General features: G+C 72.3%; 18 protein-coding genes. 10 read left to right on the top strand and 8 right to left on the bottom strand.

The features are described from left to right. The first annotated feature begins 192 nt into the window (after positions 1–192). Positions 193–1,248: a ketoacyl-ACP synthase III family protein gene (locus OTB19_RS26955; protein WP_267801092.1), complete on the top strand. Its 1,056-nt coding sequence runs from the start codon at positions 193–195 to the stop codon at positions 1,246–1,248. 59 nt (positions 1,249–1,307) lie between these two features. Then, on the top strand, positions 1,308–2,012 hold the full coding sequence (fabG, locus tag OTB19_RS26950) for a 3-oxoacyl-ACP reductase FabG (RefSeq protein ID WP_267801091.1): 705 nt from the start codon (positions 1,308–1,310) through the stop codon (positions 2,010–2,012). A gap of 110 nt (positions 2,013–2,122) precedes the next feature. Here the strand turns inward: fabG and OTB19_RS26945 are convergent, their stop codons facing one another. Both OTB19_RS26945 and OTB19_RS26940 read right to left on the bottom strand, forming a co-directional pair. Continuing rightward, positions 2,123–2,815, bottom strand: a complete 693-nt coding sequence (locus tag OTB19_RS26945; protein WP_267801090.1) for a response regulator — start codon at positions 2,813–2,815, stop codon at positions 2,123–2,125. After that, positions 2,794–4,002, bottom strand: coding sequence for a sensor histidine kinase (locus OTB19_RS26940; RefSeq protein ID WP_267801089.1), 1,209 nt, complete (start codon positions 4,000–4,002; stop codon positions 2,794–2,796). Before OTB19_RS26940 ends, OTB19_RS26945 begins: the two co-directional genes overlap by 22 nt. Positions 4,003–4,177: 175 nt before the next feature. Here OTB19_RS26940 and OTB19_RS26935 point away from each other — a divergent pair, with 175 nt between their 5' ends. Genes OTB19_RS26935 through OTB19_RS26925 form a run of 3 tightly spaced genes read left to right on the top strand, consistent with a single transcriptional unit; the run spans position 4,178 to position 6,397 of the window. Then, positions 4,178–4,657, top strand: coding sequence for an XRE family transcriptional regulator (locus tag OTB19_RS26935; protein ID WP_267801088.1), 480 nt, complete (start codon positions 4,178–4,180; stop codon positions 4,655–4,657). A 7-nt stretch (positions 4,658–4,664) separates the two neighbouring features. Then, positions 4,665–5,210, top strand: coding sequence for a toxin (locus OTB19_RS26930; RefSeq protein ID WP_267801087.1), 546 nt, complete (start codon positions 4,665–4,667; stop codon positions 5,208–5,210). Further along, entirely contained in the window at positions 5,207–6,397 is a 1,191-nt protein-coding gene (locus tag OTB19_RS26925; protein ID WP_267801086.1) for an MAB_1171c family putative transporter, read from the top strand. The genes OTB19_RS26930 and OTB19_RS26925 overlap by 4 nt, the downstream gene beginning before the upstream one ends. A 6-nt stretch (positions 6,398–6,403) precedes the next feature. Here the strand turns inward: OTB19_RS26925 and OTB19_RS26920 are convergent, their stop codons facing one another. Genes OTB19_RS26920 through OTB19_RS26910 form a run of 3 tightly spaced genes read right to left on the bottom strand, consistent with a single transcriptional unit; the run spans position 6,404 to position 9,925 of the window. Beyond that, positions 6,404–7,246: an SMP-30/gluconolactonase/LRE family protein gene (locus tag OTB19_RS26920; protein ID WP_267801085.1), complete on the bottom strand. Its 843-nt coding sequence runs from the start codon at positions 7,244–7,246 to the stop codon at positions 6,404–6,406. Then, positions 7,243–8,379, bottom strand: coding sequence for a DUF1611 domain-containing protein (locus tag OTB19_RS26915; protein ID WP_267801084.1), 1,137 nt, complete (start codon positions 8,377–8,379; stop codon positions 7,243–7,245). The genes OTB19_RS26920 and OTB19_RS26915 overlap by 4 nt, the downstream gene beginning before the upstream one ends. 13 nt (positions 8,380–8,392) lie before the next feature. Then, positions 8,393–9,925, bottom strand: a complete 1,533-nt coding sequence (locus tag OTB19_RS26910; RefSeq protein WP_267801083.1) for an FAD-dependent oxidoreductase — start codon at positions 9,923–9,925, stop codon at positions 8,393–8,395. A 101-nt stretch (positions 9,926–10,026) separates the two neighbouring features. Between OTB19_RS26910 and OTB19_RS26905 the strand changes: the two genes are divergently transcribed. The 3 genes from OTB19_RS26905 (at position 10,027) to OTB19_RS26895 (ending at position 13,832) form a co-directional block, all read left to right on the top strand. After that, positions 10,027–10,827 (top strand): AfsR/SARP family transcriptional regulator, encoded by an 801-nt coding sequence (locus tag OTB19_RS26905; RefSeq protein WP_267801082.1) that lies wholly within the window; start codon positions 10,027–10,029, stop codon positions 10,825–10,827. Between the two features lie 128 nt (positions 10,828–10,955). Continuing rightward, complete coding sequence (locus OTB19_RS26900) at positions 10,956–11,777, top strand: 4'-phosphopantetheinyl transferase superfamily protein (RefSeq protein WP_267801081.1); 822 nt, start codon at positions 10,956–10,958, stop codon at positions 11,775–11,777. 411 nt (positions 11,778–12,188) lie between these two features. Then, positions 12,189–13,832 (top strand): sigma-70 family RNA polymerase sigma factor, encoded by a 1,644-nt coding sequence (locus tag OTB19_RS26895; protein ID WP_267801080.1) that lies wholly within the window; start codon positions 12,189–12,191, stop codon positions 13,830–13,832. Between the two features lie 74 nt (positions 13,833–13,906). On the opposite strand, the gene OTB19_RS43420 is transcribed toward OTB19_RS26895, so the two are convergent. Further along, on the bottom strand, positions 13,907–13,981 hold the full coding sequence (locus OTB19_RS43420; protein WP_324290547.1) for a hypothetical protein: 75 nt from the start codon (positions 13,979–13,981) through the stop codon (positions 13,907–13,909). Between OTB19_RS43420 and OTB19_RS26890 the strand changes: the two genes are divergently transcribed. After that, positions 13,958–14,488 (top strand): TetR/AcrR family transcriptional regulator, encoded by a 531-nt coding sequence (locus OTB19_RS26890; protein ID WP_324290546.1) that lies wholly within the window; start codon positions 13,958–13,960, stop codon positions 14,486–14,488. The genes OTB19_RS43420 and OTB19_RS26890 overlap by 24 nt on opposite strands. Positions 14,489–14,652: 164 nt before the next feature. Here OTB19_RS26890 and OTB19_RS26885 read toward each other — a convergent pair whose 3' ends face one another. Both OTB19_RS26885 and OTB19_RS26880 read right to left on the bottom strand, forming a co-directional pair. Further along, complete coding sequence (locus OTB19_RS26885; protein ID WP_267801078.1) at positions 14,653–17,043, bottom strand: VCBS repeat-containing protein; 2,391 nt, start codon at positions 17,041–17,043, stop codon at positions 14,653–14,655. Between the two features lie 162 nt (positions 17,044–17,205). Further along, a complete protein-coding gene (locus tag OTB19_RS26880) occupies positions 17,206–17,376 on the bottom strand; it encodes a hypothetical protein (RefSeq protein WP_267801077.1) in 171 nt (56 codons plus the stop codon). 148 nt (positions 17,377–17,524) lie between these two features. On the opposite strand from OTB19_RS26880, the gene OTB19_RS26875 reads away from it, so the two are divergent. Further along, the coding region (locus OTB19_RS26875; RefSeq protein WP_267801076.1) for a hypothetical protein at positions 17,525–18,454 on the top strand (930 nt) is incomplete at its 3' end.

Genomic DNA, 18,454 nt, shown 5'->3' with positions numbered 1-18,454 from the left:
AGGTTCGGAGGCAGCGGCAAGCACTCCGAAAGTGACATGGGCGGTGCCTCCGCCGGGCCCGTGTCGTGCGTGCTTGGGGGTGATCCGCACCGGGCGCGGCGGTTTCGGCCGGCTTTTGCCCGCGCTTTCATCGGGGCGCCCGAGCCTTCCGGCGATGAAGACGATCCGATGTGCGGACAGGTGGTGCGGGCGATGAGACCGACCGAGCCGGTGGGCATTGTGACGGCCGGGCTGTGGTTGCCCGAGGGGCGCTCGCTCGCCTCGGAGGCGGTCGCCTCGGGGCGGTTGCGCCGCAGCGACGCGGCGGCCCTGGGGCACGAGAGCGTTCCGGACGCGGGGGCGGTGGCCCCGCCCGACGCGGCGGTCCTCGCGGCCCGCGGGGTGCTGGACGCGGCGGGCCTGACGGGCGACGGGCTGGATGTGCTGGCGCATGCGTGGATGTACCACCAGGGGCACGACCTGTGGTCGCCCGCGCACTACGTGGCCCGCCGTCTCGATGCCCTGCGGGCCCTGCCGATCGGCATCCAGCAGGTGTGCAACGGCGGCGCCGCCGCCATGGGGCTGGTGATGGCGTGGCTGGCCTCGTCGGCCCCGGACGCCTCGGCGCGGCCGCGGCTGGGCCTGGTGACCACGGGAGACCGCTTCGCCGAGCCCGGTTTCGACCGCTGGGCGGGCGACTTCGCAGTGGCGTACGGGGACGCCGGTACGGCCGTGCTGCTGCGCCGTCCCGCCGCCGACGGCGACGTGCTGTTGCTGCGGTCGATCGCGATGGTCGCGGACCCGCTGCTGGAGGAGATGCACCGCGGCGCGGACCCCTTCTCCCCGGTGGCCCGCGGGCATCGCGACCGGGTCGACATGCGCGCCACCAAGCGGGCCTACCTGCGCACCCACGGAGCGCTGCCGTTCACCTCCTCCAACCGTCGGGCCATCCGCACGATCGTCTCGCAGGCGCTGGCCGACGGGGGCATGGACGGGCGCGACCCGCGCCTGACCCATGTCGTGCTGCCCCGGTTCGGTGCCAAGACGCTGGCCGAGGCGTGGATCCCGGTGCTGGCGGAGCAGGTGGGCGGGGCGCACCTGCTCGACCTCGGCCGGGAGACCGGGCATCTGGGCGCGGGCGACGCGCTCGCGGGTCTCGCCGAGTTGGTGGCGCGTGGTCTGCCCGCGCCCGGGTCCAGTGCCCTCGTGTTCAGCGCGGGGGCCGGCTTCACCTGGTCGTGCCTGCTGGTGGAGTCCCCGGCGCGATGACCTTCGCGCCGTTCACGACATCGGGCGAGCGCCCGGTGTCCCCGTAAGGAGAGAAACACATGTCACGTTCCGTCTTCGTCACCGGCGGCAACAGGGGGATCGGGCTGGCCGTGGCGCGGGCTCTGGCCGCCGACGGCGATCGGGTGGCGGTCGGCCACCGGACCGGTACGCCCCCGGAGGGGTTGTGGGGGGTGCGTTGCGACGTCACGGACGACGCCTCGGTCAGGGCCGCCTTCGCCGCCGTCGCGGAGGAGCAGGGTCCCGTGGAGGTGTTGGTGGCGAATGCCGGCATCACCCGGGACACCCTGTTGTTGCGCATGGACGACGCCACGTTCGACGAGGTGCTGGAGACGAACCTGAAGGGCGTGTTCCGTACCGTGCGGGCCGCCGCGAGCGGCATGCTGGCGGCCCGCCGGGGCCGGATCGTGCTGGTGTCGTCCGCACTGGGGTTCCTGGGGTCCCCGGGGCAGACCAACTACGCGGCGGCGAAGACCGCCTTGCTGGGCTTCGCCCGCTCGCTCGCCTGGGAACTGGGCTCCCGGGGCATCACCGTGAACCTGGTCGCGCCGGGCATCATCGACACGGACATGACGAGCGGGCTGACCGACCGGCGCATGCAGCAGGTCATGGGGATGACTCCGCTCGGTCGGCCGGGTACGGCCGAGGAGGTCGCCGCGGCGGTCCGTTTCCTGGCCTCGGAGCAGGCCGGGTACGTGACGGGCGCGGTGCTGCCCGTGGGTGGCGGCATCGGCATGGGCATCTGACACCGCCCGTGGCGCACGGGCGCCGTTGCCCGGGAGACCGGGTCCGGCGCCCGGCGTCCGGTCCAGGGCTGCGCGAGGGCGGCGCCCGGCGTGCGCCGCCCGGCCGGGCCCTACCCGACGACGGTGTCCGGCAGGGCGCGGGCGTGCCGTATCCCCCGGGGGGCGGTCACGGGAGGGGCGATCAGACCGCGCTGCACCGCCTTGTTGGCCGCCTCCACCCGGGACCCCGCGTCCAGTTTGTCGAAGATGTTGCGCATGTGGCGTTTCACGGTCCCCTCGGCGATGTCGAGTCGGCGTGCGATGCGGTAGTTGCTCAGTCCGCCGGCGGCCAGTTCCATGACCTGCGTCTCGCGGACCGAGAGCAGTCCGGTGTCCGAGGGTGCGGGAGTGGCCAGGCTCCGGGCGGAGAGCGAGAGGGTGACCCGGCTGCCGCCGGCGCACACGTCGCGCACCGTGCCGGCCAGCGACTGGTGGCTCACGGTCTTGTGCAGGAACCCCCGGATGCCGAGCGGCAGCAGTGTCTGGACCAGCACGGGGTCGTCGTGCATGGTCAGCACCATGATCCGGGCTTCCGGCGCGGCCCGACGCAGGTGCCTGACGGTGGCGGCCGGGTCCTCGTTGCCCGGCATCTCGATGTCCAGGAGCACGACGTGGGGCCGCAGTTCGGCGGTCAGCCGCACGGTCTCGGCGGCGTCGCCGGCGACGGCCACCACGTCGAAGTCCTCCTCGGCGTCGAGGAGTTCGGCCAAGGCGTCGCGCAGCAGGGTGTGATCGTCGGCCATCAGGATGCGAATGAGTTCCATGTCTCCCCCGGGTGCGGCGCGTGGCCGCCGGTCAGCGGCACCCACAGCAGCAGCCGGGTGCCCTCCTGCGGGGCGCTGAACAGCAGGCAGCGCCCGCCCATCCGCGTCACCCGCTCGCGCATGGCCGTCAGGCCGCCGCCGTGTTCGCGCGGGGTGTCGCGGGAGAAGCCCCGCCCGTCGTCGACGGCCTGTACCTCGACGCGGTGGGGTGAGATCCGTACACCGATCGTGACGGTCCGCGGATCGGCGTGGGCGAAGGAGTTGCGCAGGAACTCCCCGACGACGAGGACGATCTCCCGGCGGTGGGTGGGCGGTACCCGCGACGCGTCGCCCTCCAGTGTCAGCCGCACGGGAAGTCCGGTCGGGTTGAGCCGGTCCGCGTGGCGGCGCAGCGCTTCCTCCAGGCCTTCCCCGGTGGCGCGGCGGGCGTCGCGCAGTCCGGTCACCAGGCCGCGCGTGAGGGCGGTCGCCTCCTGGAGCGCGTCGTGGATCGCGGTGAGGTGCCGGTCCGTTCCCGAGGCGTCCGTGCCCGAGGCGTCCGCTCCCGGGGCGTCCGTGCCCGCGGTCCGGGACTTGAGGCGGTGGAGCTCCAGGTGCCGGAAGGCCAGGGCGAGGCTGCCGCCGAGGTGGTCGTGGGCGTCGCGGGCCAGGCGGGCACAGCAGTCGTCGCCCGGGGCGGTTCCTCGCGCCCGAAGGTGCGTCTCGTAGCCGTGGGCCGCGGCGCGGGTGTGGCGGGCGCGCACGCGGCGCACGACGTCCGCCGCGGCGGCGCCCGTCTCGCGGCGCGTCGTGTCCAGCTCCGCGAGGAGTGCGTCCGTGAGCCGGTCCATGGCGGACAGGCAGTCGGCGAGGCCGAGTTCGGCTGCGGCGCACCGGGCGCCGAGCGCGTGGAAGGACACCTCCGCGGGCTGGACGGCGTCCAGGTGGCCGCGTGTTCGGGCCCGGCCGGGTGCGTCGAGGGCGCGGGCGCACTCCGCGAGGACCAGTGCGGCCTGGGCGCGGGTGTCCCGCCACAGGTCCGGGAGTTCCACGAGCGGGTGACCCTCGGCCCGCAGGGCGTCCGCGTAGCGGGCGAGCACGTCGGTGGCGGCCCGCCTCAGTCGTGCGCCGGGCCCGTCCGGCGCGCGGTGCGCGCTGTCGACCGTACGGTGCGCGACGGCGTTCTCCGACACAGAGATGGTCCCCACACAAGCCTCCCGAATCGGGCCCCCGTACCGACCGACCGCTGTCGACGGCCATCGGCGTACACCCGCTTGTTCATCTCAGCTAACGATCCGACCGTAGGTGCGAGGTGAGGGGCTGTCAACTAGGATTGGTCGCCATCGCCCTGCTGGTTCACGCTGGCGGACAGAAGGAGTGTTGATGCCCCCCTTGGCCGACAAGGTCGACAAGCTCTTCAGGACCATCCGCACCAACGGCCGGGAGTACACCTACGACGAGGTCGCCCGCGGCTGCAGCCAACTGAGCGGCGGCACGTTCTCCAAGACGTACGTCTGGCAACTGCGCACCGGACAGCGCGACAACCCCACCAAGCGGCACTTGGAGGCGCTGGCGGCCTTCTTCCGTGTGCCCGCCGCGTACTTCTTCGACGACGACACCGCCGAGCGGGTCGACGCGCAGCTCGCCATCGCCTCGGCGATGGGCAACGCCGAGGTCCGCGACATCGCCCTGCGGGCGATGAGCATGGACGACTCCGGCCGCAAGCATCTGGCGCGCATCATCCACGAGGTCAGTCTGTTGCACTCGGCGGCCTCGTCCCGCGGGCAGTCGGGACGCGGCAACGGGACGACCGACGACCCGGAGGGCAGAGACACCGGCGGCACGACGGGCGGCGGGGAGTAGACCTCCGATGCGATTCCTCCAGCGACATCGGCGCCGATCCGACCTCCAGGCGATGCGCCGGGAGAGCCGGCAGCGGCTGGCCTCCTTCGGGCTGCCCGAGTCCTACGACCTCATGACCCTGTGCGATCACCTCAGCGACTCCCGGGGCCGGCCCATCCATCTGCTGCCCATGCCCCTGGACGCGTCCGGTCCGTGCGGGCTGTGGCTGGCCTTCTCGGACGCGGACTACGTCGTCTACGAGCAGCACACCAGCCGGCACCACCAAGAGCACATCATCGCCCACGAGTTGGCGCACATGCTGTGCGACCACCGCAGTGGGAGCGCCGATTCACAGGCCGTGGCCACGCTCTTCCCCGACCTCGATCCGTCGCTGGTACAGGACCTGTTGTGCCGGGACAACTACTCCGACTCCCAGGAGCGGGAGGCGGAGGTGATGGCGTTCCTCCTCGGTGAGGGCCTGCGCTCGCAGCCCGGCACGGCCGCCACCGAGACGGACGGGGTGCTCGGCCGCATCCAGGGCTCGCTCGACTGGCGCCGCCGGGACCGGCCGTGAACAGTGTCCGCTACCCGCTGGGCGCGCTGGTCTGCTGGCTGGCGTTCGCCCTCACCCTCCGGCCGGTCCTCCGGCGCGGACCGCGGCCGGCGCTCGTCGCCCTGTGCGCTTCCTTCGGATGCCAGGGCATGTACCTCGCCATGTCCACGCCCACCCACCTGACCGGGAGGCTGTTCGGCACGGTCACCTGGTACAACGTCTCCGTCCAGATGTGGATCATCGCGGCGATCGCCTGTCAGCAGGTGCTGCTCATCCACTGGTTGCACGCGCCGGAGGTGGCCCGCGTCCGCGCGCGCCGCCGGCTGGCCCTGCTGGCCTGTGTGCCGGTGGCGATGGCCGTCCTCTTCGAGCTCGCCGTCCTGCACGGACACCCCCGGAACACGTTCACGCACCCGCGGGAACAGCCGTACTTCGTGGCCTACCAGGTCGTCTACCTGACGGCCTTCGCCCTCGGGAAGGCCGTGGTGGCGAAGGCCTGCTGGTTCTACGCCCGGCTGACCGAGGACGTCTGGGTGCGGCGCGGGCTGCGGACCGCGGCGGTCGGCGCGTGCCTCGACCTCGTCTACTCCCTGGGGCGGTTCGCGGACGTGTTCCTCGTGCACCGGGGTTGGGATCCGTCCGCCTGGGCGACCGTCACACGGACCTGTCTGACGGTGGGGTTGACCCTGAACACCATCGGCTGGACGGCGCCGTTGTGGGGCTCGCGGGTGCAGGCGGTCCAGGCGTGGTGGGCCGACTACCGCCGCTTCCGGCGGCTGCGCCCGCTCTGGTACGCCCTGTACCGGGCCCACCCCGAGATGTCCCTGCAACCCGCTCCCCGCAGCGACCTCTTCGCCCTGTGGGACCTGCGGTTCCGCCTGCACCGACGGGTGATCGAGATCAGGGACGGCTGTCTCGCCCTGGGCGGGCAGGTCTCCCCCGGGCTCCCCGCCCCGGGGCCGGAGGGGAGCGTCGAGGAGCGGGCGCGGTGGGAGGCGGCGCGGATAGCGGCCGCCCTCGCGGCGCGCCCCGGACAGGACCCGAGGGACGGGGTGGCGGACCGGGTGGACGACGCCTCGCCGGTGTCGGTGATGAACGCGGGCGACCTGGACTTCTCCGCCGATGTGCGGTGGCTGGTCCAGGTGTCCCGGGCCTTCGCCTCAGCCCCCGCCGCGCGGCCCGAGCCCGACCGCGCGACCGTCCCGTGAGCCTCCTCAGCCGGCGAACGCCGTGGGCGTGAGGCCCTGGCCCGCACCGGGCACGACGAAGACGCTGCCCGCCAGCGGTTCGTCGTGTTCGGGCGCACGCCGCGCCGTGGTGACGTAGAGGTCGCTCAGGTCGTCCCCGCCGAAGCCACACGACGTGGTCAGTGCGACGGGGAAGGGGATCTCCCGGTCGAGGGTGCCCCGGGGCGTGTACCGGCGGACCGCGCCGCCGCGGAAGAGGGCCACCCACACGCCGCCGTCGGCGTCGACGCACAGGCCGTCGGGCACGCCGGCCGTGTCGGTCGGTTCGACGAAGGGGCGCCGGCCGGAGGCCTCTCCGGTGGACAGGTCGTAGTCGAGTACGTCGATACGGCGTGTGGGGGTGTCGACGAAGTACATCCGCCGGCCGTCCGGGCTCCAGGCGATGCCGTTGCTCAGTCGGGTGTCCGAGACCGCGCGGTGCGTCACGCCCCGGGTGTCGACGCGTCCCAGCCAGCCCGGGGCGGACGGGCCGGCCATGGTGCCGACCCACAGACGGCCGAGCCCGTCGACGCCCGCGTCGTTGCCCCGTACCCCGTCGGCCGACCAGTCGGCCAGCGGGCGCAGCGATCCGTCCGGGTCGTACAGCGCCACACCGTCGCGCATGCTGAGCGCCAGACCGCCGCCGACCCGGGGTTTGGCGGCGGCGACGGGCTGTTCGAAGCGCAGGACCGTGTCGGTGCCGTCGCGGGGGCACAGCCGGTGCACCTCGCTGCGGTTCATGTCGACCCACAGCAGTGTGCGGTCGACCGGGTCCCAGGTCGGGCACTCGGCGAAGGCGGCCACCGCGCGCAGCGGCACCTCCACGTTCACCGTGCGACCCCTGCCCGTGCGACCCCTGCCCGTGCGACCCCTGCCCGTTCGGCGTCGTCCGCCTCGGACCACACGGCCCGGGCCGCGTCCAGCAGGACCGCCGCGCCGTCGCCGTCCAGGACGTCGGCGACGGGGAGTCCCAGGTGGCGCAGGCGGCGCACGTTGTCCCGACCGCGGGTGGCGATGGCGGCGACGGGGGCGCCACCGAGCGCTTCGACCATGCGGATCTCCGTCTCCAGGTCGGCGAGGGGCAGATGGTCCCAGTGGTAGCGGGAGACGCGCTCGGCGTCGTGCGCGAAGACGACGGCGTCGGGCTGCGAACCCTGAAGGATCGCACTGGCCAGGCCGCCGAACGCCGGGTGCATGACGGACGCCTGCCCCTTGATGATCAGCAGGTCGTGGCGGGCGTCGGCCTGTTGGACCAGATGCTCGACGAGACCGGCCGCCTGGAACACCGGTGTGCGGTCGATGATCGCTCCCTCCGTGCATCCGGCGAGCAGACAGGTCTGGCCGGTGCCCACGTACCCGGCGTCGATCCCGCGGGAAAGGGCCTGTCGGTGTATCTGCAGAGCGGTGGTGCGCTTTCCGACGACACAGTCACTGCCGGCGACGTGAATCAGCTTGGCACGTTTCCTGGGGACCCGTCCGGAATACTTGGGCAGCACATCGTGCGGACGTCTCACGTCGACAATGCGTTGCCCCTCCGACAGCATCCCGGCAAGTTCCGTGTCGAGCAGTCGTAGATGCAGGCAGGAAATCACGTGAAGGCCGCCGCGAACGGCGGTTCGTATCTCCTCCCACCACAGATCCGGAAGGTCGCCGGGATCCCTCGGGTTATGCAGGAACTTACCGTCCAGCGACTCACCGAAATCGGACTCGGTCAGTGCCACCACGAACGCCTCGGGACCGTACTTCATGGCCTCGGCGACGGAACCGACGACCGGGATGTCGGTCCCGGGCAGGACGAATGCCGAGGTCGGGTGGGGGTGGGAGCGGTCGACGACCGCCACGGGGCGCAGCACCGTACTGTGCCGGATCACCCCCTGGATGGTCTTTCCCTCGGGATGGGCGAATACTCCGTCGGCGAACAGAACAGCGGGGAGCGGCAATTGCGAGAATTCTGAAAGAAGCACCGTGTCATCCTAACTACCGCGCCGGGACGGATTGCCCGATCAAATCCCTTGCCGTCGAGTGGAGTTCGTCACGGAACGGGTCGCTCAGCGCGTCGATCGTTCCGTCGGGCCGGACGAGAACGGCACACGGACGGTTCAGTCCCAGCAAGGAATGGCCGAGATTGTTCGCATCGGAAATCACGGTGACCCGGATGCCCTCGTGTGTCTTCCGGAAGATGTCGGCCACGCCCTCGACGTCCCTGCGGCGCCTTCCCGTTCCGGGGAACAGCAGCAGCAGCGGGGTGGGGGCGGCCAGCTCCTCCCGCAGCCAGCGCCCGCGTTCCGCGTCGAGTGGTACGTCCGGCAGACGCATCCCGGTCCGCAGGTGGCCGGCCTGCTGCCGCGGCCCCGGATGGGCGAACGACAGCTGCGCCTGGCGCGGCACGACGATGCGGTTCAGCACGCCGCTGCGTCCCGCGATCCCCAGCGCCGCGTCCCGGGCCCGCGCCCGCCAGCCGCTCATCATCCACATCCGCGTCTGGAGATCGGTGTCGGAGACCACGGCGCGAGCGACCCTGAGCCGCTCCTCTTCCCACCGGTCCAGCGCCTCGTCACCCCACCGGCCCTCGCACACGCCGGCGAGCCGCCAGGCCAGCGAGGCCGCGTCCTCGATGCCGGTGTTCAGCCCCTGACCGCCCGCCGGGCTGTGGATGTGCGCGGCGTCACCGGCCAGCAGCACCCGACCGACCCGCAGCCGGTCGACCACCTTGGCATGCACTCGGAACACACCGGTGCGCTGCTCGCCGATCAGCTCGATCGGTACCGGGCAGCGCTCCGAGGCCGCGCGTTGCACGGCGTCCCGGGGGTCGTCCACCGCCAGGTCGGGGGCGGCGCTCACGAACGTCCGGTACATGCCGCCCGGCAGTCCCACGACCACCAGCACTCCGGCGGCCGACATGAAGTAGTGGACCTCGTCATGGGCCAGCGAGGTACGCGCCGGCCCGTCGGCGAGCAGGAACCGCTGCGGGTACGAACTGCCCCGGAAGGGCACTCCCAGCACCTCGCGGACCCTGCTGTGCGCGCCGTCGCAGCCGACGACCCAGCCGAAGCGTGCCGTCGCCCGGCCGCGCGCCGTCTCCAGCTCGGCGCTCACCCCGGCGTCGTCCTGGGTGAAGGAGGTCAGGGACGTCCCGAACTCGATCGTGCCGCCCAGCCCGCGGAAGGTGTCCCGCAGGACCGCCTCCGTCTCCTGCTGGGGAATCGACAGGGCGTACGGGTAGCGTGTGCGGCGCATTCCGCCGAACGCCAGGCGGGCGACGCGCTCCCCCTGTGAGTGGTAGTTCTGGGCGCGCAACACCACGCCGCGCCGGTGCAGTTCGTCCGCGGCACCGAACCGCGCCAGGGCCTCGATGCCCCGCGGCCACAGGGCGATCGCCTTGGAGTGGGGATTGGGACGTTCGGAGCGGTCGATGACGCGCACCGGCACACCGCGCCTGAGGAGTTCGATCCCCGTGACGAGCCCCACCGGGCCCGCTCCGACGATGAGCACCAGCGACGATTCGGTCATGATTCCACCTTCTGTGCGGATGTCTCTTTAGGCGCAGCCGTGCGCTTCTTGCGGGGCAGAGCCGCCGGACACGGCCCGCGTGCGTGCTTGTATTCCAGCCGGTGAACGGCGATGCGCACGGTGTCGCCGGCGTACTGACGGAGGTGCTGGCAGCAGTGGCCGGCCAGATCTGTTTCTCGGTGCTCGGAGCCCTCGGCGTCTCCACGGGCACCACTACCCACACCCTGCGCGGCCCTATGGTGAACAAGGTGATGGCCCTGCTTCTGCTGAGGGCCGGACAGGTGGTGGATGTCGATGCGTTCGTCGACGAGCTGTGGGACGAGCGGCCCCCGCGGTGGGCGCTCAGCACCCTGCGCACGCACGTCTACCACCTGCGCCGCCAGCTCGACGAGGTGTTGGAGTTCCCCGCCCAACAGCTGTTGCACACCCGCCGGTCCGGCTATCTCCTGGACATCGACCCCGAGCAGTTGGACGCCACGCGGTTCACGCGGCTCTTCCGGGACAGCGAGCGGCTGCTCGCCCGGGACCGGCCGGACGAAGCCGTCGCCGCCTGCCGTGAGGGACTGGCACTGTGGCGGGGCCGGGCGCTGTCCACGGTGGACCCGGGGCGGGTGCTCAGCGGTCACGTCCAGTACCTGGAGGAGCTGCGCATCCGGGCCCATCAGGTGCGCGTCGAGGCGGAGATGCGGCGCGGCCGCCACACCCACCTCGTGCCCGAGCTTCGTGACCTGGTCGCCTCGCACCCCTTCAACGAGTGGTTCCACCACTCCTTGATCGAGTCCCTGCGGGAGTCGGGGCGACGTGGTGAGGCGCTCAGCGCCTTCCAGGCCCTGAGGACCATGCTCCGGGACGAGCTGGGTCTCGAACCCGCCGACGGGCCGTCGTGGAGCGTGCCCGCGTGACGGGGCACCCGCGCACCCTGTGGACATGGACTTCCTCCTCGCTCCGCCGCCGCCCGAAATCGTCTGTCCGGTCTCCCGATGGTGGGGCGCCGCCATGAAAGCCCGATAAAAGCGGAGGGGAACGAGAGATGGGCGACGTCCACCTCCTCGGCGGAAGGGCCGACTCCTCCTCCGGAACGACGGGGATACGGGTCTTGGCCGTGCGCCCCGCGCGGGACGTGATCGCCGTCCTGCGGCGGGCAGGCGCCGGCGGGGCCACGGAGGCGCACACGGACGGGTCCGGGTCCGGGTACGACATGCATCCGGCGGAGCGGGAGCTGGTGCGGGGAAGCTCACCGGCCCGGCGCCGCGAGTTCGCCGCCGGGCGCGCCGCGGCAGCCGACGCCCTGCGACTGCTCGGCCGGTCCGGGCCGGTCCTGCGCGAGGCCCGACGCCCCCGCTTCCCGGTCGGGGTACGGGGGTCCATCAGCCACTGTCGAGGCGCGGCCGCCACCTGCCTGGCCACCACCCGGCCGGACGTGTCGGCCGTGGGCGTGGACGTCGAACGCGTCGGCCGGCTCTCACCGGAGACCGCCGCGCTGGTCTGCACACCGCCGGAGCGCGCCCTGCTGACCGACGACCACGCGGGCGAACGACTCCTCACGGTGATGTTCTCGGCGAAGGAAGCCTTCTACAAGGCGGCCGGCGCCCTCGACCTCCCCCGTGAGCCGGTCTTCCACGACCTGGAGGTCGTCCCGTACCCCGGCCGCGCGAGGCGCGACGCGAGCGATCCCGGGAGCGGAATCGGCACCGGCAACGGGCTGCGCCTCAGCCCCGTCCCGGGGCTCCTCCCCGACGGATGCGTCGTCCGGGGCCAGGTCCGGTCCGTGGGGCCGTACGTCTGGACGACGGTGCTGTTGCTCCGGGTCGGCGGCGCCCCTGCGGCAAGTCGGACATTCCGGTTCGCATGATCCTCCGGATCGGCTCCGAGGCGGAGAGGGAGAAGCCTGCGAACACGGTGGCCCGTGCCACGGAGCCTCCCCGCCGCGCACGACGGGCGGACCTGGTGATCGGGACCGTTCACGTCGCGTCCGCGGACACCGCCTGATGCCATCAACAGCCGTACTGAGCAGGGGGGTTGCTGAAAGCCGCCGGATCGCGCGCGCGGGGACCGGCCCCGCCCGACCGGCTCCCTCCAGCGGTCCGTCCACGTGGACCACCACCGCGCCCGCGGGGAGCTGTCGCGCACTCGTTTGCTTGCGGCCCTGCGAGCGTGCACACTTGCGCGAATTCCGGTACGGGCGCAGTGCCGCACCCTCCTCATGACGGATGTACCCGGAAGCCGCCTTGCGGGTCATCAGCAAGCCGAACGGGAGCACGTGTTGAGCACACCGGGTACTGGTCGTCCGCAGCATCTGCGAAGCCTCACCGACGGGGAGCTCTGCGCCCTGCTGCGCGGGCACGACTCGGAGTCCGACGCCGGGGTCGAAGACGTGATGGCCGAGGTGTTCACGCGTCACCATTCCTCGGTCCTCGCCTACGCGCGCACGTGCTGTCGGGACCTGTCCACCGCCCAGGACCTCGCCGCCGAGGCCTTCGCCCGTACCTACCGGGCCGTCGCCTGGGGTGCCGGGCCCGAGCACGCCTGGCGGCCGTACCTGCTGACCTGCGTGCGGCGCCTGGCGGCCGCATGGGCGCGGGAGAGCGCCCGTACGCGGCTGTCCGACGACTTCGAGGAATGGGCCGCGCAACTCTCGGACGGCCAGGACGCCGAGGACACCGTCTTCTCGGCGGAAGAGGGATCGCTGGTCCTGCGGGCGTACCGGTCGCTGCCGGAGCGCTGGCAGGCCGTGCTGTGGCACGCCGTCGTCGAGCACGAGCCGGCGGCCGAGACCGCCGGCCGGCTCGGGATATCGGCGGGAGGCGTCGGCTCGCTGGTCGCGCGTGCGCGGGAGGGCTTGCGGGAGGCGTACCTGCGCGCACACCTGGACCAGAGTGCGAGCGACGAGTGCCGGCACTACGGCGGACAGATCGCCGCCACGCTCCGTCGGCCGGGCAAGCGCCGTACCCGGGACCTGGGCCGCCACCTTCAGGGGTGCGCCGACTGTGCGCGGGCCGAGCGCGACCTGCGCGACGTCAACGGCCGGTTGGGGGTGCTGTTGCTGGGCGCGATCCTGTTGTGGAAGCCCGCCGCCTTCCTGGCGACCTTGGGCGAGAACGGTGCCCATCTCGCGGCGGGTGCGGGAACGCTGAACGGAACCCAGCTCGCCGGGGCCAAGGTCGGTACCGTGAAGTGGGCCGCGGCGGTGGCCGTGGTGGGAACCACGGCGACCGTGGTCGCCCTGCTGCCGGCCGAGGCCGAGGACAACAGGTCCGGCCGGGCCGCCGTACCCGCCAGAACGGCCGCGGCCCCGGGAGAGCCGCTCCCGGCGGTGACACCCGTCGTGGCCATCGGTACGGCCGCGTCGGCGTCGGCCACCTCCGCCTCCGCGACACCCCGCCCCTCCGCCTCGACGTCCGCTTCCGCCTCGGCCACCACCGCTCCGACCTCGGCATCGCCCTCGCCGAAGCCCGTCGGAAACACCCTGGTCAACGTGGGTTCGGGACTGTGTGTCGGCGTTGGCGGCGGCCGTTCCGGCGGCGCGGTGCAACTGGAGAAGTGCTCCGGCAAGGCCTCCCAGGGATGGCAGCGGCTGCCCGCCTGGCGGAACACCCACCAACTCCGCAACGCCGACACCGGCACCTGCCTCGACGGAACCAGCGGCGGCGGGAACCTCACCGAGGTCACCCTTCGCCCCTGCCGCACCGGGGCGGACCGCATGACCCAGCTCTGGCGGTTCGAGCCGGACGCGCGATCCGGCGCGTACCGCATCTGGTTCGTGCCGAGGGTCCCGCGCAGCGATTACCCCGACCATCTGCTGGGCCCGAGGAACTGGCCGAAGGCCGACCCGCCGCGTCCGGGCTCGGAGATGGTGCACCTGCCCAACTACTACAACTCGATCAACCTCGTCTTCGCCCTGGGCTGAGCGCCGCCCGCGGATGCAGAAGCCCCGCGGTTCCCCGACGCGGACACCGTCGCCCTGTTCGGGAACCGCTGGGCTCAGACGACCAGGACCCGGCGCCCCCGGCTGTGGCCGGTGCGGCTGTCGGTGTGCGCCGCCGCCGCCTCGGTCAGCGAGTACGCCTTCTCGACCGGGATGTGGAGCGTGCCCCGGGAGGTGACGTGGCGGCCGAGGCCGACGTGGCCGTCACCACCGTCTTCGCCCACTTCGCCTCAAAGGAGGCGCTGGTCTTCGAACGCGACCAGGACTTCGAGCAGCGCCTCACGCGAGCGGTGACCGACCGGCCCCCGCACGAGCCGCTCATGCCGGCCCTGCACCGCGAGGTCCAGGCTCTGGTGCGGCACTGCACGGCGGAGGGCGGTGCCCCCGTCCGACGCATGATCGAGGGGTCACCCGCCCTGCGGGAATACGAGGAGTCGATGAGCCTGCGTCACGCGCAGGCGCTGGCAGCGGCGCTGGCCGCCGATCCCCACCTGTCCCGGAGCGCGACGGCCTGCCGGGCGACCGCGCGGTTCGCCATCGACGCCTTCGCGCTGGCCTGCCAGGCGGACGATCCCGGGGCGACCGTGGACGAGGTCTTCCGGATGATCACGGCGGCCTGGGAAGCCACCGCGCCCTGAGTCGCAGACGCCGGCGCGCGGACGGGGCCGGGGGCGGGGGCCGGGGCACGTCCCCGGAGAAGGCCGGCCGTCAGGCCGCCCGCTTGTGGGAGGACTCCCCCGCGGCGGGCGGCCGCAGGGGATCCCTCGTCGTCCGGCTCCCCGCCTGATCGGCGGGACAGCTCCTAGAAGACCGTGTTGAAGCCGGCCGTGTCCAAGTCCGAGTACACGGACGAGGTGACGGGGGGCTTGAACGGGGTGGCCGCGTCGCCGGTGCCCGCGTAGAGCTTCGAACCTCCCGGTCCGACCGCGTAGAGGTCGCCGCGGCCGTCGCGGTCCGCGTCACCGACGCCGACGAGGTGGGTGAAGGCGCCCCAGCCGCCGCCGAGCTTCGCGCGAGGTCCGAAGGTGCCGTCTCCCTTGCCCTCGTACAGCCACAGGACACCGGAGGCGTCGCGGGCGAGAAGGTCTCCTGCGGCGCTCGCGGTGATGTTGCCCACGGCCGTGAGCTGGTTGTAGATGCCCCAGCCGCCGCCGAGCTTCACGCGTGCCGCGAACGGCGCGCTCGCGTTCCCCGTGCTCTTGTAGAACCACAGGGTGCCCGCCGTGTCGGTGGCGAGCAGGTCGGACCTGCCGTCGCCGTCGAGGTCGCTGCCGCCGGTGAGCCGGCTGTAGCCGCCCCAGCCGCCGCCGATCTTCGTACGGGCGGCAAAGTTGCCGTCGCCCTTGCCCTCGTACAGCCACAGGACGCCGTCGGCATCGCGGGCGACCAGGTCGGCGGCGGCGCCTCCGGCGATGTCGCCGACGGCCTCCAACTGGTTGAAGACCTGCCAGCCGCCGCCCATCCGCACCCGTTCGGCGGAGTACGTGTCCGACGAGAGCGGCGTCTTGACGGTGTCGTCGCGCCACAGCACACCCGAGGCGTCCCGGGCCAGCAGGTCGGGGCTGCCGTTGTCGGTGTAGTCGTGCATGTTGGTCGCGCGGACGACCTTGAAGGTGCCGGACTCCTTCAGGCTCGGGCCGATGCCGTTGAGCGGGGCGGCGTCGAGCTCCCACGTGTAGTCGCCGCCGGGAGCGAGTGCGCCGTAGCCCTGGGCGTTGGGCAGGAGCCCGTCCCAGCGGAAGGTGACGGCGCCGGTGCCGTGGGGCGTGTTGAAGTCGAACGTGAACTGCCTGCTCTGCCCCGTACGGACATGGCGCAGCGTCACGGACCCCTTGGCGTTGTACCGGGAGAGCGTCCAACTCAGCGTTGCCGCGCCGCCGTTCTTGTCGAGTTCGGCGACCTGGGGGACGTCCTTCCCGACCAGCGTGAGCGCGGTGGACTCGCCGGTGCTCGCGATGAGCGTGGCGTTGGGCGCACCGTTCGCCCCGAGCGCGATCCGGTAGCTCCCCTCGCCGTGGGCGAGCGTGCCGCCGCGCACCAGGAGCGCGCCGTCGGGGGTGGAAACGGCGGACGTCGCGTGGTCGAGCAGCTTCACCGTCGTCTTGTCGACGACGTTGACGGCGTTGAACGCGAACCGCTCGGACGGGTACGTGTAGTTCAGCGCGTAGGGCAGAGGGGCGTACGCCACCCAGTCGCCCAGGAGGCTGACATGGGCGTCGCCGGCGTTGCCCAGGTCGGCGAGGGTCACGGCCGGAGTGCTGCCGTTCCCGCCACGGTCGGCGTACTTCAGCTCGTAGCCGCCCGCCGGGGTGCCCACCACCCAGGCCAAGCGGTTGCCGGAGGCGGCCGCGTCCACGTCGGACGGGGCCTTGCCCAGCTCGCGGTGCTCGACGACGGAGGCGGTCGCGAGGTCCACGACCGCGAGGTGGGAACTCTTGGTACCGGGACCGCCGACGAAGTAGCGGACGAGCATCTGGGTGGTGGAGACGGGCTCCATGGTCTGGAACCGGAAGTCCGCCGGGAGACCCGTCACCTGCCGGTCCGAGCCCGCCTGGTTGCCCTCGCCGATGAGACGCAGCTGACCCTTCTGGGTCGCCTCGTCCCACGAGGAGAAGGCGAGCGTCCTGCCGACGATGCCCCTCCACAGGAGACGGCTGTCCGTCTGCTCGATGAACTTCGGGGAGCTGCCGGGCGAGGACATGTCGTGGAGGGCGTAGCGGCTCGTGGCGTCCTCACGGGTCGCGACGGTGTCGGAGCCGCCGACGTGGTAGCCGTTGTACCGGTCCGGGAGATCCGTGGTCACGCCGGTCGCGGTGTTCGTCCAGCGGAAGACCGTCTTCTGCTGTCCCGTCAGGATGTCGGCGGACAGGAACCCGCTCTCCCCGGCGCCGACGATGCGCGAGGTCCGGGGGATGGAGATGACGCCGTCCCGCGCCTTGGCGGGGGCGGCGGTCGTCGGTGCCGCGGTCGTCGGTACGGCGGTTGCGGGGGCTGCCGTCAGCGCGGTACCGGCGGTCACGGCGAGGACGGCGGTCACGGCGGCGGCGAGTCGGCGGCGCGGGACGCGGGTGACGGCGGCGCGGGCAGCGTCCGCGGCGTCGACGGCGACTTCGGCTGTGGCGTTGGCTTCGGCTTCGGCTTCGGCTTCGGCTTCGGTAAAGCGGCGACGAGCGATGGCTCGGTCGTGGAACACGATGGGTCCTCCCCCAGAGAGACCGGGCGCACCCTGCGCCACGCCTGGTCAGACTCATGATCACGAGGGAGGGTTGTACACACGTTCGATGGTTGTGTGGTGTTCTCGTTCCGTGGCCACACCGATCACCCAGGCACCGGCGGCCGGGACACTGGCCGCCGGTCACTGGTCACCGCCTTCCCCGAGCACGCAGATCAGAGCGACGAGTACGAGCAGGATCGTGGCGAGCCGCTGAACGTCCCGGGCCGCCCACCCCTCGTTCAAGGCGAGGACGAGAACGGCGGTGACGGCGTACGGCCACGAACGGCGCGGCGGCCGGGCGAAGTTCGACATGGGCGCTCCAGGTTCGACGATCGGCTGAAGACCCAGGCTGCTCCGTGGTCAGATTGTCCGGCCGGGCCCGGCGACGCGGTGCAGGTGACGGGCGGGGCATCGGTGACAACGCCGGGTTGTCTGCCGGACAAGTCGGGGGGCGGGGTGCATGGCACGGCCTCTGGGCGAGTTGCGGGGCACGACGGAACAGGCGAATGAACTGGCGCGCTGGCTGCGAAAGATCACGAACGGAGTCGGTGTCCGGCAACTGGAGGCGGACTTCCCGTACAGCAAGTCGATGTGGACCCAATTCCGCAACGGCAGCCGTCTCGTACCGAAAGAACTCCTCGGCCAGGTGGTGAACCGCTACCTCCGCGAACCGGCCATGCGACAGCGCCAACTCGACCTCGGGCTCCGGCTTCTGGACGCGGCCCGACAGAGTGCCGCGGCCCGGACCCCGGGCGAGGGGAGCGAGCTCACGCGCGCCGCCGCCCGTCCACGGCACCTGGACTCCTTCGCGCAGGCCGTACTCCGGCTCGATGACGCGCGGTTGCGCCAGATGGAGGCGATCCGCCGGCTGACCGCCTCCGAGCGCCGGTGCGAGCAGTTGCAGGATCTGGTGTCCGCGCTGGAACAGCGCTGCACGCTGTTGGAGCACGAACGCGATCGGGCGCGCGACGAGGTCCGCGCGGAGCTCCAGCAGGCACTGGAGATGTCGGTGGAGTACCGGCGTCAGGCGAACCACAAGCTGAAGCGGGCACGACGTGCCCGCATCGAGGCGTACGAACTGAGGCTGGCCGCCGAGGCACAAGTGACCCGTGCACAGTTGGGCATGAGCCGGGACAGCGCGGTCCCGGACGAGATGGGCACCGCTCTCGTCCCGCCCTCGGCGACCGCCGGGAACCTCGCCTCGTTGGAGGGACTCGCCCCCGCACTGCATGCCATGGACGACGAGTTGGACGAAGACGATCAGGGGAGGGACGAGCTCCGCACGGCGCTGCGGCTCCCGGCCGTCGACCGTCCGGTACACGACGCGACGCTCCTGCGCGGCACGGTGGAGGAGTCCCCGGCCGAGCCCCCGCTCTCCCCCTCCCCCTCC

Origin of the sequence: Streptomyces sp. H27-H5, assembly GCF_026627505.1 — a bacterium.
In the GTDB taxonomy this organism is placed as follows: domain Bacteria; phylum Actinomycetota; class Actinomycetes; order Streptomycetales; family Streptomycetaceae; genus Streptomyces.
Note: the sequence above shows the minus strand (reverse complement) of the source record. Positions and strands in the feature narration are given on the sequence as shown.

Coding starts and splice junctions, on each gene's coding strand:
- OTB19_RS26955 (WP_267801092.1), top strand. CDS start 193: ATGAGACCGACCGAGCCGGTGGGCATTGTGACGGCCGGGCTGTGGTTG.
- fabG (WP_267801091.1), top strand. CDS start 1,308: ATGTCACGTTCCGTCTTCGTCACCGGCGGCAACAGGGGGATCGGGCTG.
- OTB19_RS26945 (WP_267801090.1), bottom strand. CDS start 2,815: ATGGAACTCATTCGCATCCTGATGGCCGACGATCACACCCTGCTGCGC.
- OTB19_RS26935 (WP_267801088.1), top strand. CDS start 4,178: ATGCCCCCCTTGGCCGACAAGGTCGACAAGCTCTTCAGGACCATCCGC.
- OTB19_RS26930 (WP_267801087.1), top strand. CDS start 4,665: ATGCGATTCCTCCAGCGACATCGGCGCCGATCCGACCTCCAGGCGATG.
- OTB19_RS26910 (WP_267801083.1), bottom strand. CDS start 9,925: ATGACCGAATCGTCGCTGGTGCTCATCGTCGGAGCGGGCCCGGTGGGG.
- OTB19_RS26900 (WP_267801081.1), top strand. CDS start 10,956: ATGGGCGACGTCCACCTCCTCGGCGGAAGGGCCGACTCCTCCTCCGGA.
- OTB19_RS26880 (WP_267801077.1), bottom strand. CDS start 17,376: ATGTCGAACTTCGCCCGGCCGCCGCGCCGTTCGTGGCCGTACGCCGTC.